This is a genomic window from Actinomadura rugatobispora (assembly GCF_042656285.1).
Classification (GTDB): Bacteria; Actinomycetota; Actinomycetes; order Streptosporangiales; family Streptosporangiaceae; genus Spirillospora; species Spirillospora rugatobispora.
Genome location: NZ_JBHSON010000036.1, coordinates 60,981 through 75,949 on the forward strand (window position 1 = coordinate 60,981; position 14,969 = coordinate 75,949).

Consider the following 14,969-nt stretch of genomic DNA (forward strand, 5'->3'; position numbering starts at 1 on the left):
CGGTGGCCGGGGGCACGGTCAGCGGAAGCTGACGGCGGCGGCCAGCGGGCGGTGGTCGGAGGCCCGGGTCGGCGTGCCGGAGACGCCGCAGGAGGCGCCGGCCGTCTTGCTGATGAAGAGGTAGTCGGTCTTGGCGACGGGGGTGCCGCGCCAGTCCTGCTGGGTCATCGCGCCGGTACGGGACTCGTTCGGCCCCTGGTCGCACTCGGCGAAGGCGCGGTAGAGCGGGTCGAGCGCGGGGGACTCGGGGCGTTCGGTGAAGTCGCCGCCGATGATCACGCGGTTCTCCGCGGCGAGTTCGCCGAGCGCGCCGATCTGCTTGCCGCGCCACTGGCCGCGCGGGTCGTCGTCCCACTGCGACGAGCTGAGCTGGACGCCGCACAGCCGGGCGTTCCACGCGCCGACGGTGCCGCAGGCCGCGGACCGGCCGTACCGGTCGGGCGAGGGCAGCCGCATCTCCCGGACGTCCGACATCGGCGCCTCGGTGCCGACCGCCACCCCCAGCGTGCCCTGGCCGTTCGCGCACGCCCGCTCGGCGCCGCCGGTCGTCCGGGACGGGGCGAACGCCCAGCTCCACGAGCGCAGCCGCTGCTCGCGCTTGAGGGTGTCGACGTGGCCGGAGCAGACCTCCTGGAGGAAGACCGCGTTCATGCTGACGGTGCGCCCGCCGACCTCGCTGCCGGCCAGCTGCCGGGCGATCTCGGTGGCCAGCTCGCCGGGCCTGCTGCCCATGGGGCAGCCGGTGTCGCCGCAGACGTTCCAGGTCAGGGCGTTCACCGTGGCCGGTGGAAGCGCCTCGGCGGCGTCGGCGAGGGCCGGTCCGGTGGTGCCGGACACGTTCTCGATCGCGGCGCCGGCGCCGGCGGTGACCACGACCGCGGCGGCTCCGGCGACGGCGAGCAGGGGGATCAAGGCGCGCGGGGTTCGCACAGTTCTCCATGCGGGGTCACGGGGTGAAACAGCGGGGTATAGGGGAATCCCACCACATCAAGATCCATTCGTGCCGGTGAAACGCGGAAGTAGGCGCCCGGAACGGCGAAGGACCCGGCGGATTCCTCCGCCGGGTCCTCCCCGGTACGACGCCCGATCGGGGCGGCGCCGCTCTAGTCGAGCAGGGCGGTGACGGTGCCGGCGCCGACCGTGCGGCCGCCCTCGCGTATGGCGAAGCCCAGGCCCTCGGCCATCGCGACCGGCTTGCCCAGCTCGACGGTCATCTCGACCGCGTCGCCGGGCATCGCCATCGAGCCCTCACCGCCGAGGTCCACCGCGCCGGACACGTCCGTCGTCCGGAAGTGGAACTGCGGCCGGTAGCCGTGGAAGAACGGCCTGCTCCGGCCGCCCTCCTCCGCGGTCAGCACCCGGACCCGGGCCCGGAACCGCAGGTGCGGCCGGATCGTGCCCGGGGCGGCGACCACCTGGCCGCGCCGGATCTGGTCCCGCTTGACGCCGCGCAGCAGCATCGCGGTGTTGTCCCCGGCCTCGGCGTGGTCCATCGTCTGCCCGAAGGTCTCCAGCCCGGTCGTGACCGAGCCGAAGGTGTCCCCGAGCCCGACGACCTCGACGGCGTCGCCGACCCGTACCGAGCCCTGCGCCACCACGCCGGTCACGACGGTGCCGCGGCCGGTGATGGTGAGCACGTTCTCCACCGGCATCTGGAACGGCTTGTCCAGGATGCGCGGCGGGACGGGCACGTAGGCGTCGATCGCGTCGAGCAGGTCGCCGATGCGGGCCGTCCAGTACGGGTCGCCCTCCAGCGCCTTGAGCCCGGACACCCGGACGACGGGGATCTCCTCGCCCGGGAACCCGTACTCGGAGAGCAGCTCGCGGACCTCCAGCTCGACCAGGTCGAGGAGCTCGGTGTCCTCGACCGCGTCGGCCTTGTTGAGCGCCACCACGATGTGCCCGACGCCGACCTGCTGCGCCAGCACGATGTGCTCGCGGGTCTGCGGCATCGCGCCGTCCTGCGCGGACACCACCAGCACCGCCCCGTCGACCTGCGCCGCGCCCGTGATCATGTTCTTCACGTAGTCGGCGTGACCCGGCATGTCGACGTGGGCGTAGTGCCGGGTCGCGGTCTCGTAGTGGACGTGCGCGATGTTGATGGTGATGCCGCGGTCGCGCTCCTCGCGGGTCCGGTCGATGCCCTCGAACGGCACGGCGGAGGCCAGCCCCCGGGCGGCGAGCACCTTGGTGATCGCCGCGGTCAGGGTGGTCTTGCCGTGGTCGACGTGGCCCATCGTGCCGATGTTGAGATGCGGCTTGCCGCGTTCGTAAAGCTGCTTCGCCATGATCCTTGTCCTCACTGGGTTCCGGCGGAACGTGAGAACCCCCCGCGGGTATTCCGCGGGCGTCTGGACCAACCCCCCTCCGCTGGTTCTCCGGAGGGTGGGACGGAGAGGGGTCAGCGTCGCAGGCCGTCGACGGCTGCGTCTGCTGCCTCTGCTGCCAGGAGGAAGGCAGCCGGCACCGCGCTCAGCAGAGCGGACTCTGCGAGCGTGCGGGTGCCGGCTGCGAAGAACATGCCCTGAGCGTACGAACCGTTCCGCCGGAAGTCGATTGATTTATCCGCGGCCGCCGATGACCGCGTACGCGGTGGCGAACCCGAGCCCGTTGACCGCCCAGTGCAGCGCGGCGGGCGCGATCAGGCTGCCGCTGCGGCGCTGCACCTCGCACAGCAGCGCCCCGGCCAGCGTCATGGCGACCACCGTCACCGCCACGGCCACCGCGGCTCCGGCCGCGCCCGTGCCGAAGATCCGCTCGAAGTGCGGGTTGACGGTGCTGATCCCGGACGAGGGCAGCACGTGCCAGAGGCCGAAGAGCACCGACGACACCGCGGTCGCCCAGACCACCCCGTGCTCCGCCCTGACCAGGCCGTACAGCACGCCGCGGAAGGCCACCTCCTCCAGCAGCACCGTGCCGAGCGGGATCCGGACGAAGACCTCGAAGACCAGCCGTCCCTGCCCGGCGTCCCCGACCCGCCGGTCCAGGAACAGCTCCCGCGTCGCCGGAAGCAGCGCCAGGACGAGGTAGCACGCGGCCACCGCGGCGACGAGCACCAGGTCCCAGACCAGCCCGCGGCGCGCCGCGTCCCGTCCCAGACCCGCCTGCGACCAGCCCACGCCCGCCGACGCGAACAGCGCCAGCAGCACACCGGTCGTGACCACCGAGGTCAGCACGTACGCCGACGGCGCCAGCCTGTTGTTGAGGACGTTCGCCGCCACCAGCACGGCGACGGCCGCCGCCAGGGCGGCGTGCGGGCTCAGGGACATGACCGTTCCGACCCTAGCCACCGCCCGTGACGGATCGCCGGAACGTCCCCGGCGCCCGTTAGCGTGGCCGCCGAGATCACGAGACACGGAGGCATGCATGGGTTACGGCGTCACGCCGTATTCGGTGAACGTGAACGTGCTGCGATCGCCGCACACCTACACCCAAGACCCCGAGGATTTCCTGGCCTGGATCCAGGACCGCTTCTGCAAGGACGACGAGGACGAGGAGTACGAGTACGGGCCGACCCGGCAGTCCATGCGGGAGATGTTCTTCGACCAGCCGCTCACCGGCACCGAGGGACTTGTGTACGGCAACACCCTCAGAGCGTTCTGCGACACCTTCGGCGGCATGCTCGGCAATGGGCACTGGTACCCCGTCGGCTTCAGCTGGTTCGACACCGTCCGGGACGCGCTCGCCCAGGTCGGAGTGAGCTTCGACCCGAACGACCTGATCTACTCGGGCTCCCCGGTGACGATGCCGCCCATCGACGACTTCCCGTGCATCGGCTACCTGGAGCGGGACGAGGCGCTGTCCCTCGCCGAGCAGTTGGACGCCGCGGACCTGTCGGCCATCGGCGACCAGAAGGTCACCGGCTCCATCAGGGAGATGGTCATCGGCTCCATCAGGGAACTGCACGGCTGGTTGAAACAGTGCAAAGCCGACGGGGAACACGAGACCGACAACTACGACCTCGTCTGCTTCTACAGCTGAGCCGCCGTTTCGCGTCCTGCGGGGCGTTCGTCAGCCGCCGGTGAGGGCGAGGTCGCGGACCCACCCGGGTTCGGCGGTCCTGTTCACCGAGATGGCGCCGATACTGATGTGCCCCGCCCGCAGGGCCGCGGTGTCGCTGCGGGGGTCGAGCCTGGGGGCCGGGTCCGCCGTGCTAAAGCCGAGCCGGTACCCGCCCGCTCCGTCGGGCACATAGGTGACGTGCCCGAGCGGGTCCCGGCCCATCCGCGTCCACCGCGGCGAGGGCGACGCGCCGGGGCGGACGTCGGGAACGTTGATGTTGAGCAGCACCTTCTCCCGGCCGAGGCGCTCGGCCGCCCTCCGGTCGGACAGCAGGCGGGCCGCGACCTTCGTCGCGAAGGCGGCGGCGGCCTCGTAGGTGCGGTCGGACGGGGGCCGCCCGATCTCGCCCTGGCCGCTCGCGCTGACCGCCACGGCCGGAACGCCGTGCTCGGCGGCCATCGTCGCGGCCCCCACCGTGCCGGACATGTTCACCGCGATGTCGGAGTTGGCTCCGGAGTTGGTCCCGCTCAGGACGAGGTCCGGCCCGCCGGCCCAGCCCGCCTGCCGCGGCAGGAACGCGTTGAGCGCCAGTTCGACCGCGTCGGCGGGCGTGAGCGTCGCCGACTGCGGCGTGCACGGGCCCGAACTCGCGCACGCGCCCACGATCAGGCCGCGGGACGGCGCGGTCGAGCAGTCCCCGGCGAACCCCTCGGGGATCGCGATCGGCGGCGCGACCCTGGCCTGCGGGGCCGTGGAGATGCCCCGGCCCGCTCCGCTCTGCTGCTTCCACGGCCCGACCACGACCACGTCGGCCTTCGCCTCGCACAGCGCCTTGCGCAGGATGTAGAGGCCGCGGCCGTCGGCCCCGTCCGCCGCCGACGCCTGGACCGAGTCGTCGTTGGCCAGCAGGATCCGCTTGCCCGCCACGACCTCCAGCCCGTTCCCGGGACGGACCCTGTCCGCGCTCGCTCCGGCCGGTACCAGTGCCGTCCCCACCGCGACCGCCGTCGCGAGCGAGATCCTGCCGCGCCGCTCCAAGGCAATCAAGCGGAACATCCGTCCCTCCAATGTCGAAGAGGCCCCCAGATTCTCGACCGCGCCCGTAGGAGACACAAGACTTGACAATGACGTCGAAAATGAGTCACCAGTTCAGGACCCGTGCCGTCAGCGCTTGGTGACCCGGTCGCGGGCCCGGGACGGGCGGCCGATGAGCAGGAGGAGCAGGCCGAGGAGGGCTCCGAGGAGCTGGCAGGCGGCGATGGCCAGGAGCAGTCCGATCGGGCCGATCGTGTCGGCGAACGTGCCCGTCAGGGCGGCGCCGACGGCGGACGCCCCGATCTTGAGGCTGCCGCCCGTCGTGTTGACCTGCCCGAGCCGTTCAGGGGGCGACTCGCGCTGGCGGAGCATCAGGGTTGCGGTGAAGACGGGTCCCTCGACGATGCCGACCACGAGGAAGCACAGCAGCGCCCAGGGGAGCGACGGCGCCAGCGTCACCAAGGCCAGCGCGCCGCCGAAGGCCGCCAGCCCGCCCAGGACCACCGCGTCCGCCTGACCGGCCTTCAGCCATCGCGCCGAGGCGAGGGAGCCGATCAGCGAGCCCGCGGCGAACGCCACGAGGAACTGGCCGCCCGCGCCGGCCTCCTCGCCGATGTGCTCGGCGAACAGGACGGCGGTGACCGCCACCCCGCCGAACCCCAGCCACGCGAACGTCGTCGCGACCGTCAACGACCGCAGACTCGGGTTCGCGACCAGCACGAACAACCCGCCGATCACCACGTCCCCGATCGCCCGCACACCCCCGAAGCGCTCCCGCCGCCCCAGGCGCGTTCCACCGCCCCCCGCGCCGCCGTCCTCCGCGCCGCCGTCCTCCGCGTCGCCGTCCTCCGCGTCGCCGTCCTCCGCGTCGCCGTCCTCCGCGTCGCCGTCCCCCGCGTCGCCGCCCCCCGCGTCATCGTCCTCCGCGTCGCCGTCCTCCGCGTCGCCGTCCTCCGCGTCGTCGTCCTCCGCGTCGCCGCCCCCCGCGCAGCCTTCCGGGTCCGCGCCGCCTTCCTGGGCCGCGCCGCCTTCCTGGGCCGCGCTGCCTTCCTGGGCCGCGCCTGCTTCCTGGGCCGCGCCGCCTTGCGTGTCCGCGTCGCCTTCTGGGTCCGCGTTGCGGGCGTCAGGCCCTCGAATACCGCTGTCCAGGCTTCCCTTGCGTCGTCCGTCCCCAGGCCCACTGGCCGCCTCGCCCCAGCGGGCCGTGGCCTGGTAGCCCGTGTCGTCGGTGGCCGCGCCCTGGTCGTCCGCCGGGGTGTCCCCGCTCACCGCGCCGCCGCGGGCAGCGGCCCGGGGGGCTGTTTGGCGGGCGCCCGTGTCGTCGGTGGACGGGGTGTGGCGGTGGGGGAGGAAGAGGAGGGCCAGGGTGCCCAGGGCGGCGGCGGTCACGGTGGCCAGGCCCGCGTTGGAGCCGCCGGCGAGGGTGGCCAGTGCCGCGGCGAGGCCGGGGCCGGCTATGGCGGCGACGCTGTAGCTCGACGCCTCCAGGCCGTACGCGCGGGAGAGCCGCTCGGCCGCGACGAAGCGGGGCAGCAGGCTGGTGAGCGCCACCACGATGGGCTCCGTGCAGCCGACGACGGCCGCGATCATCAGGGCCAGGACCAGCGGGGAGCGTCCGGCCGTCAGGAAGAGCACCGCCGTCGCGGCCGCGTAGCCGGTCGCGAGCGCCATGGCCAGCGTGCGGGGACGGGACGTGCGGTCCAGCAGGTGCCCGATCACCGGCCCGCTCAGGATGTACGGCAGCGTCAGCGCGGTCTGCAGGAACCCCGCGTCGGCCGCCCGGCCCGTGCGGGCCTGGACGGTCAGGACGAGCGCGGTCGCGGCGCCCTCCGCCGACACCCGGAGCAGCGTGGCCGCGGTGAGATGGGGCGCGAGGGCACCGATCCGTCCGGGCACCACCAAATGGTGACACAGCCGGACGTCTGGCCGATCGGTGCTGATCAGCGGGCACCTAGACTCGCAGTGTGACGCACACGAGAGCGTACGAGCATCGGGTGACCAGTGAGGTGGGGCGCCTGCGGACGGTGCTGCTGCATCGTCCGGGCGCGGAGCTCAAGCGGCTGACCCCGCGCAACAGCGACAAGCTGCTGTTCGACGCGATCCCGTGGGTGGGGCGGGCGCAGGAGGAGCACGACGCGTTCGCGCAGGCGCTGCGCGATCGCGGGGTGGAGGTCCTGTACGTCACCGAGCTGCTCCAGGACGCCCTGGAGTACGAGGAGGCGCGGGACGCCGCGATCTCGGGGGTGGTGGCCGACCTGCGGTGGGGCGATCAGCTGCGCCGGGTCGTGGCGGACCACCTGCGCGATCTCGATCCGGAGGAGCTGGCCCACGTGCTGATCGCGGGGCTGGCGCACGAGGAGCTGAAGAGCGGGCACGGCCTGGTGTACCGCCTGATGGACCGGCTCGACTTCATCATCGATCCGCTGCCGGGGCTGCTGTTCACCCGTGACAACAGCGCGTGGATCGGCGACCGGGTGGCGGTGACGAGCCTGGCGATGCCCGCCCGGCGGATGGAGGCGTCGCTGGTCGGGCTGGTGTACGCGCACCATCCGCGGTTCGCGGGGGTGGAGCCGGTGTACGGGCCGTCGCTGGAGCATGTGGAGGGCGGCGACATTCTGCTGCTGTCTCCGGGCGTGCTCGCGGTCGGGACGGGGGAGCGGACGACCCCGGCGGGGGTGGAGCGGCTGGCCCGGCAGGTTCTGGAGGCGGGGCTGGCGCACACGGTGCTGGCGGTGCCGATCGCGCAGGAGCGGGCGACGATGCACCTGGACACGGTCTGCACGATGGTCGACGTGGACACGGTGGTGATGTATCCGCCGGTGGCGGACTCCCTGACCGCGTACGCGGTCACCTCCGGCAACGGCGATCTGCTGGTGGGGCCGCCGCGCCCGTTCCTGGAGGCGGCGGCGGAGGCGATGGGCCTGGACCGGCTGAAGGTGATCGACACCGGGCTGGATCCGGTCACCGCGGAGCGGGAGCAGTGGGACGACGGCAACAACACCCTGGCGATCGGGCCGCGGCTCACGGTCGCCTATGAGCGCAACATCGAGACCAACGCCCAGCTGGAGGCGGCTGGCGTCGAGGTGATCCGGATCAGCGGCAGCGAGCTGGGCACGGGACGGGGCGGTCCGCGCTGCATGTCGTGCCCGATCCTGCGTGATCCGCCCCCCGGAGGCTAGGGGGCCTCAGGTACCGCGCGAGTGCGTTACCTGGGCGGTGAGGCGATGCCGGAGGCGAGTGTTACCGCCCAGATCGCGGAGCGATGCCGCGCTCGCCAAGGCCCGGTCAGGGGCGAGCCGCCAGGCGAGCGCCGTAGGCCGGGACTTTGAAAGAGAGTGTGGAGGCTCGGGCGGTGTCGACGGGGGCACGACAGCGCCCGAGCTTGAAGAGGACCATACAAGGTCGGGCGGGCAGATGAACACCCGGGGTCCTACTCCGGCCGTCAGCCTGGAAAGGCCCTGGTGGGGGCGGTCTCTCTGGCGCTGCCGTTGTGCAGTCCGCCGGACGGCTCCTCGGTCAGGTCCTCCAGGGAGCCGAAGTCGGGGAACACCGCGGAGGGGCTGTGGACGGTCTCTTCGGCGTTCTCGGGGGCGCGCAGCACCGCCCAGACGGTGGTGGAGCCGTCCTCGTGCCGGACGCCCCAGCCTTCGGAGAGGGCCTCGACGATGCCGAGGCCCCGACCGCCGAGGGACGACAGCGTCCCGGGGCCGCGTCTGGGTTCGGTCATCGCCCCGCCGTCGCTGACCGACAGCTCGATGAGGTCGCCGTTGCGGAACCAGGTGAGGCGGATCTGGCCGGAGGGCAGCGGGCGGGCGTGGCGGAGCGCGTTGCTGAGCAGCTCGCTGACGATGACGCTGGCATCGTCGACCACGGTCTCGAAGACGCCCGAGGCGGTCAGGTCGGAGCTGAGGCGCCTACGGGCGACCGCGACGCTGGACGGCGCGTGTGGCAGCAGTACGACGCTCGACGCCCTCACCTCCCGTGACCCTGCGAAACCGGCTGCGCTTTCTGGTACGTCCGAAATGCCCGGAAGCCAGAAGCCGGAAACCTTCGCGAAACACCCTGCTTCCTGGCACAACGAGTGACCGACCGTCCAGTCACGGCCCATCACCCCCGTATACGGCGCCGATCGGAAGCACAACCCCGCTCGAAAACATCTATGGATCTATCCAGCCAACGGCGGATTACTCCTCACGCGCGCGTTTCGTCCGTCACACTGCCGTCGCCGGGAACGTTCCCAAAGCGCACCGCCGGTCACGGCAGTAACACCGCCACAAGGCCCTGGCGTGCGGCGACGCGGGTTCACCCCGGCTCCCCGGCGGGATGCGCGCCCTCACCGGCCGGCGCGGTGGCCGCCTTCAGCCGCAAGCACATCCGCGTGCCCGCGTGCCCGGCGGCCGGGTGCGCCGAAATCTGCCCGCCCTGCGCCTCTGTGAGGCGTTTCACAATGTAGAGACCGAGCCCGATGCCGCCGAAGCGGCGCCGGTCGCCCGCCTCGCCCTGCACGAAGCGCTCGAAGATCCGCTCGTGGTCGCCGGGGGCGATGCCGATGCCCTCGTCGACCACGGTGACCACCACGTCGTCGTCCTCGCACCAGGCCCGCACCGTGATCGTGCCGCCGTCCGGGGAGTACTTGACGGCGTTCTCCAGCAGCTGGCCCAGCACGATGTCGGTGGCCAGGGCGTCTCCGCGCGCCTGCGGCAGGTCGTCGGCGATCTCCAGCTCGACCCGGTGCAGGTCCGACAGCGAGCGGAAGCCCGCCACCACGCCCTCCAGCACCCTGGCCAGCCCGAACGACTCGATCGTCACGGCCAGCTCGTCCGCCCCCGCGCGGGCGCCGCGCAGCAGGTGCTCCACCAGGCGGCCCAGCGACTGGGCGCGCTCGGCGATGGTCGCGACGGCGGACCGGCGGTCGGCGTCGGCCATCTCGTCCCACCGGTTGGTGAGCGTGCTCGCGAACCCCTGCACGACCGTGACCGGGGTGCGCAGCTCGTGGCTGGTGGTGGCGAGGAACAGGTCCTTGGCCTCCTCCAGCGCCTTGGCCTCGGTCACGTCGCGGAAGTCGACGACCAGCTCCTCGGTCTCCTCGATCTCCGCGACCAGCACGTTCAGCCAGACGCCCGTCTCGAACGGGATGGTGAGCATCTCGCCGACCGCGGGCATCTCGAACGGCAGCTCCTTGCCGAGCGCCTGCTCCGGCGGGATCCCGGTGAGCGCGTGCGCGGCCGGGTTCCACTGCCGGACCAGGCCGTCGCGGTCGAGGACGGCGATCCCGTCCGCGCTGGAGTCGATCACCGCCCGCTCGTGCGCCCGCTGCCGGACCACCTCCTCGTAGGCGACCGCGTTGCCGACCGCCACCCCGGCGTGCCCGGCCAGCAGCTCCAGCAGTTCCAGCTCGCGGTGTCCGACCTTGCGGCCGGAGAACAGCGCGTACAGCGCCCCGTACGGCCTGTTCTGCAGGAACGACAGCCCCAGCGCCACCGTGTGCAGTCCGGGCAGCTCCGACCAGATCAGATCGCCCAGCCGCTGCCGGCCGGTGGCCAGCCGCACCGCCCGGCCCGACCGCAGCAGCTCGCCGACCAGGCTGGAGCGCAGGTCGGCGGTGGCGCCGCGCATGTGGTCGGGCAGCCCGGTCATGTTGACCAGCCGCAGCCGCTCGCCCTCGATCCGGACGAACCCGGCCGCGTCGGCGCCGGTCAGCTCGATCAGCGCGGCGGTGATCCGGTCGAGCACCACGCCCAGGTCGAGTTCGGCGTTGAGGTCGGCGACGATGTCGTTGAGGCGGCGCACGAGCCGGGCCCGTTCGGCGGTGTGGTGCTGGGCGACCTCGTCCTCCTCGACCGGGTGGTAGACGCCCACCCAGCCGAGCGGGGCGCCGTCGCCGTCCTGCAGGAGGCTGGTGTCGATCCGCACGTCGATCAGCCGCCCGTCGCGGTGGAACCGGCGGGTGGCGATGGAGATGCGGCCGCCGTCGCCGCCCTCGCCGGTGCGCCGGGTCAGCAGCCGCTCCTGGACGGCGTTCTGCTCGGCCTTGAGCTCGTCCGGGACGATCGGCGGCGGCCGGCCGATGACCTCGGCGGCGCTCCAGCCGAACATCCGCTCCGCCGCCGGGTTCCACACGGTGACGTGGTAACCGTTGTCGACGGCCACGATCGCGTCGGCCGCGCACTCGATGACGGCGCGGGCGATCGGGTCGTGAACGGTCTGCACGTCTGTCATCGTGCCACTGCGACTCGGGGCCGCGCCGGGCAACCGCCCTGGAAAAGTTCCCACCCCGCCTTCCGGCCTGAGGGAAGAACACCACGTCAGGGCACGGAAAGCGGGCGAAACGCCGGTCACCGGCGGTCTCCGGCCGTCAACGGCGGCGCAGGCGGCCGACCAGGATCGCGGCGAGCCCGGCCAGCAGGAAGGAGAACAGCGAGGCGCTCATCCAGGTCTGCGGCGTGAAGCCCAGCGCGCCCTGCACGTCCTGCCAGAAGGCCGCCCACCAGCTCACCCCGCCCGGGTAGATCAGCTGGTAGGCCACGAAGCCGATCGCCCAGGCCGCGATCATCCCCCAGCGGGACGGGGCGTTGCGCGAGGTGTCCCAGCCGAGCCGGTCGGCGTCCGCCGTCCCGATGGCGGCCCGCCACCGGCCCCGGCCGAGGAAGAAGTCGGCGGCCAGCACGCCCAGCATCGGCACGAACACCGACCCGATCAGGGACAGGAACGCCGCGTAGTCCCCGATGTCCAGCAGCAGCGCCAGCCCGGTGATCCCGGCGCCCAGCGCGACCGTCAGCACGCGGCGGTCGGCGCGCGGGATCAGGTTCTGGATGGACACCGCCGTGGAGTACACGTTCGCGAACGACTGGTCGGCCTCCCGCAGCACGAACACCGCGAAGAACAGCACGCCCAGCGTCACGCCCAGGAACGGGTCGAACACCTTGGAGGAGTCCCCCGCGACCAGGGCCAGCGCCAGCAGCCCCAGCACGTAGGCGAAGATCTGCGTGGCGGAGTAGCCGACCGCGGCCGCGCCGAACGCCCCGCGCGCGCTGCGGGCGTGCCGGGTGTAGTCGGCGGCCACCGGCACCCAGGAGATCGACACCGCCAGCGCCGCGTCCGCCCCGATCCAGAAGCCGCCCCACGACCCCACGGTCAGGTCGGGCAGCGGCTCGCGCAGCAGCTGGACGTAGAAGTAGACCAGCGCCACCATCACGGCGGCGGTCACGTAGCGGCGCAGCAGCCGGACCGAGCCCAGCGGCCAGATCGTCAGCGCGGTGGTGAGGATCCCGGCCGCGATCACGTACCCCCACCGGGGTATCCCGTCCCACAGCGTCCGGGCCGCGTCCGCGATCACGATCAGCTCGAACGTGCCCCAGCCGATCAGCTGCGCGATGTTGAGGACGGTCGGCACGTACGACAGCCGGGCGCCGAAAAGGCCGCGCAGCAGCACCATCGCCGGCTGCCCGGTGCGCGCGCCGGGCGCCGCGGCCAGGCCCAGCATCAGCCCGCCCAGGACCGTTCCCACGACCATCGCGACGATCCCGGCCGCGATCGACAGCGTCGGCCGGCCGTTCTCGTCGGGGGCCAGCACGGTGTACGCGCCGGAGAACGCGAAGAGGCTGACGCCGAGGTTGGCCCAGAACGCGCCCTGGTCCCAGAAGCCGAGGGCCTTGGGGGCGGGCTCCTCCAGGGTGAAGGGCACCTCGGCATGCGGGCGCGGCCCGTTCTTGGGGCGCGGTTCGGCCTTGGACGTCATGGGACACGCTCCCTACGCCGGCATTACCCGGACAGGTTCATGCGGTCGGCGACGCCCTACAGGTCGCCCTCTCAGCCCGGTCGGCCCGAGCTCCCGCGGATATCGGTCGAGCCAATCGTAGCTAGGCGAAACCGGCCGAACCACCCCCGGTCCGGCACATTCGTCACGCCCGCCTCGCTCGTCCCATGAGACCGGTGGTCAGGCCACGTACGGCGGTGCCCCCGAGTCGGTCTCCATCGGGCGCCCGGTCTCCACCCAGCGCTTCATGCCGCCGTCGACGTTCTTGGCCAGCCAGCCCGCCTGGTTGAGCGCGACGGTCACCTGGGCCGACCGGACACCGGACCGGCAGATCACGTAGACCTCCTGGTCGCGCGGCACCTCGGCGGCGCGGTCGCTCAGCCGCCCCATCGGAATGTGCACCGCGCGGGGCGCGTGACCGGCGTCCCACTCGTCCTGCTCCCGCACATCCAGCAGGTACGCGTCCTGCGGAACGTCCTTCGCGTCAACCGCCGGGACATCGTCCCCGAAAATCATCACACCCCCATGGAACCCTGCGGACCCTGCCCGCGTCGAATCACGCATGCGGTATCGGACGCTCCTTTTCACGACGCCCGGGCTCGCCATGATCCTGTCATTGGCGGCCTGCGGCTCAGAACAGGCCACGAGCAACCCCGCTGACCAGCCCTCGGCCACGACGTCCGTCCAGCCCTCCGGGTCCCCGGAGGCGAAGAACACCCTGACCGTCCAGGTGAAGGCCTCGGCCCAGGCCCCGGCCACGACCTGGACGCTGAGCTGCGATCCGGCGGGCGGGGACCATCCGAAGGCCCAGCAGGCGTGCGCCGCGCTGGCCAAGGCCAAGGACCCCTTCAAGCCCACGGCCCCCGACCAGATGTGCACCAAGATCTACGGTGGTCCGGAGATCGCCACGGTCAAGGGCACCTGGCACGACAAGCCGATCGACGCGAAGTTCACCCGCGCCGACGGCTGCGAGCTGCACCGGTGGACGCAGGTCGCCCCGCTCCTGGGCGACGTGCCGAAGGTCCGCTGACAGCCCGTTCGCCCGACAGAACGACGACCCCGCCGACCACACCCCGCCGACGACGACCCCGCCAACCGCACTCCCCGGCCGCCGAGCCCGCCGACCCGGGCCCGGCGGCTACTTCAGGAGGCGGGACATCCTGCGGTCGGCGAGCGGTTTGCCCCCGGTCTGGCAGGTCGGGCAGTACTGCAGCGACGAGTCGGCGAACGACACCTCGCGGATCACATCCCCGCAGACGGGGCATTTCTCGCCGGTACGGGCGTGCACCCGCAGCCCGGTCTTCTTCTCGCCCTTGAGGTCCTGGGCGGCCAGGCCCCGGGAGCGCTCGACCGCGTCCCGCAGCGTCCCGACGATCGCCTCGTGGAGGGTGCGCACGTCGTCCTCGGTCAGCGATGAGGCGATCTTGAACGGGGACATCCGCGCGACGTGCAGCACCTCGTCGGAGTAGGCGTTGCCGATGCCCGCGACGACCTTCTGGTCGCGCAGCAGCCCCTTGATCTGGGTGCGCTTGCCGCCGACGATCGCCGCCAGCGCCTCGGGCGTGAACGCCTCGTCCAGCGGGTCGGGGCCGAGCGTCGCCACGCCCGGGACCTCCCGCGGGTCGCGGACGACGTAGACGGCCAGGCCCTTCTTGGTGCCGGCCTCGGTGAGGTCGAAGCCGGAGCCGTCGTCGAGGTGGACGCGCAGCGCGAGCGGGTTCTTGCCGCCGGGCCGCGCGGGCTTGGCGGGCATCTCCTCGCGCCACCGCAGCCACCCGGCCCGGGCCAGGTGGACGACCAGGTGCAGCCCGTCCACGTCGATGTCGAGGAACTTGCCGTGGCGGGCGACGCCGGTGACGGTCAGGCCGCCGAGCGCGGTGACCGGCGGGTCGTACGTCTTCAGGGCGGAGATGGCGAGAACATCGACTCGGGCGACGGCGTGTCCGGCCGCGCGCTCGCGCAGGAATCCGGCGAGCGCCTCGACCTCGGGTAGTTCAGGCATGGCTCAAGTATCCGTGACGGAGGTGTCCACAACCCTGTGGAAACCTGTGGACAACACTGTGGACGACCGGGCGCGGGCCCGGGTGTTCGACACTTTCAGGGGATAGAGCTCAGCAAACAGGGACAAAATTCCATGAAGATCGTCCACTCGCCCGGTCGCGGGGGTGTGGATAAC

At 72.4% G+C, this 14,969-nt stretch carries 13 protein-coding genes and 1 riboswitch; of the genes, 3 read left to right on the top strand and 10 right to left on the bottom strand.

Annotated features, from left to right (window positions below):
• Positions 1 to 18: 18 nt before the first annotated feature.
• The 3 genes from ACFPZN_RS24820 to ACFPZN_RS24830 form a co-directional block, all read right to left on the bottom strand.
• Positions 19 to 930: an endonuclease/exonuclease/phosphatase family protein gene (locus ACFPZN_RS24820; protein WP_378284539.1), complete on the bottom strand. Its 912-nt coding sequence runs from the start codon at positions 928 to 930 to the stop codon at positions 19 to 21.
• Between the two features lie 173 nt (positions 931 to 1,103).
• Positions 1,104 to 2,288 carry an elongation factor Tu gene (tuf, locus tag ACFPZN_RS24825; protein ID WP_378284540.1) on the bottom strand — a complete coding sequence of 395 codons (1,185 nt, stop codon included), beginning with the start codon at positions 2,286 to 2,288 and terminating at the stop codon, positions 1,104 to 1,106.
• A 273-nt stretch (positions 2,289 to 2,561) separates the two neighbouring features.
• On the bottom strand, positions 2,562 to 3,269 hold the full coding sequence (locus tag ACFPZN_RS24830) for a CPBP family intramembrane glutamic endopeptidase (RefSeq protein ID WP_378284541.1): 708 nt from the start codon (positions 3,267 to 3,269) through the stop codon (positions 2,562 to 2,564).
• A gap of 97 nt (positions 3,270 to 3,366) precedes the next feature.
• On the opposite strand from ACFPZN_RS24830, the gene ACFPZN_RS24835 reads away from it, so the two are divergent.
• Positions 3,367 to 3,981 (top strand): DUF7691 family protein, encoded by a 615-nt coding sequence (locus tag ACFPZN_RS24835; RefSeq protein ID WP_378284542.1) that lies wholly within the window; start codon positions 3,367 to 3,369, stop codon positions 3,979 to 3,981.
• A 30-nt stretch (positions 3,982 to 4,011) separates the two neighbouring features.
• Here ACFPZN_RS24835 and surE read toward each other — a convergent pair whose 3' ends face one another.
• A complete protein-coding gene (gene surE / locus ACFPZN_RS24840; RefSeq protein ID WP_378284543.1) occupies positions 4,012 to 5,058 on the bottom strand; it encodes a 5'/3'-nucleotidase SurE in 1,047 nt (348 codons plus the stop codon).
• 108 nt (positions 5,059 to 5,166) lie between these two features.
• Complete coding sequence (locus ACFPZN_RS24845; RefSeq protein ID WP_378284545.1) at positions 5,167 to 6,933, bottom strand: MFS transporter; 1,767 nt, start codon at positions 6,931 to 6,933, stop codon at positions 5,167 to 5,169.
• A gap of 68 nt (positions 6,934 to 7,001) precedes the next feature.
• On the opposite strand from ACFPZN_RS24845, the gene ACFPZN_RS24850 reads away from it, so the two are divergent.
• Positions 7,002 to 8,216, top strand: a complete 1,215-nt coding sequence (locus tag ACFPZN_RS24850; protein WP_378284546.1) for an arginine deiminase — start codon at positions 7,002 to 7,004, stop codon at positions 8,214 to 8,216.
• Positions 8,217 to 8,479: 263 nt separating this feature from the next.
• Here ACFPZN_RS24850 and ACFPZN_RS24855 read toward each other — a convergent pair whose 3' ends face one another.
• From ACFPZN_RS24855 to ACFPZN_RS24870, 4 genes are all read right to left on the bottom strand, one after another.
• Positions 8,480 to 9,013, bottom strand: coding sequence for an ATP-binding protein (locus tag ACFPZN_RS24855; RefSeq protein ID WP_378284547.1), 534 nt, complete (start codon positions 9,011 to 9,013; stop codon positions 8,480 to 8,482).
• A 326-nt stretch (positions 9,014 to 9,339) separates the two neighbouring features.
• Positions 9,340 to 11,256, bottom strand: a complete 1,917-nt coding sequence (locus tag ACFPZN_RS24860) for a PAS domain-containing sensor histidine kinase (protein ID WP_378284548.1) — start codon at positions 11,254 to 11,256, stop codon at positions 9,340 to 9,342.
• A 136-nt stretch (positions 11,257 to 11,392) separates the two neighbouring features.
• On the bottom strand, positions 11,393 to 12,775 hold the full coding sequence (locus ACFPZN_RS24865; RefSeq protein ID WP_378284549.1) for a purine-cytosine permease family protein: 1,383 nt from the start codon (positions 12,773 to 12,775) through the stop codon (positions 11,393 to 11,395).
• A riboswitch (TPP riboswitch) is annotated at positions 12,768 to 12,882 on the bottom strand. It overlaps the preceding gene by 8 nt.
• A gap of 91 nt (positions 12,883 to 12,973) precedes the next feature.
• Entirely contained in the window at positions 12,974 to 13,306 is a 333-nt protein-coding gene (locus ACFPZN_RS24870; protein ID WP_378284578.1) for a rhodanese-like domain-containing protein, read from the bottom strand.
• 49 nt (positions 13,307 to 13,355) lie between these two features.
• Between ACFPZN_RS24870 and ACFPZN_RS24875 the strand changes: the two genes are divergently transcribed.
• Complete coding sequence (locus ACFPZN_RS24875; RefSeq protein ID WP_378284550.1) at positions 13,356 to 13,823, top strand: SSI family serine proteinase inhibitor; 468 nt, start codon at positions 13,356 to 13,358, stop codon at positions 13,821 to 13,823.
• A 108-nt stretch (positions 13,824 to 13,931) separates the two neighbouring features.
• On the opposite strand, the gene ACFPZN_RS24880 is transcribed toward ACFPZN_RS24875, so the two are convergent.
• Positions 13,932 to 14,795: an Fpg/Nei family DNA glycosylase gene (locus ACFPZN_RS24880; RefSeq protein ID WP_378284551.1), complete on the bottom strand. Its 864-nt coding sequence runs from the start codon at positions 14,793 to 14,795 to the stop codon at positions 13,932 to 13,934.
• Positions 14,796 to 14,969: the final 174 nt, after the last annotated feature.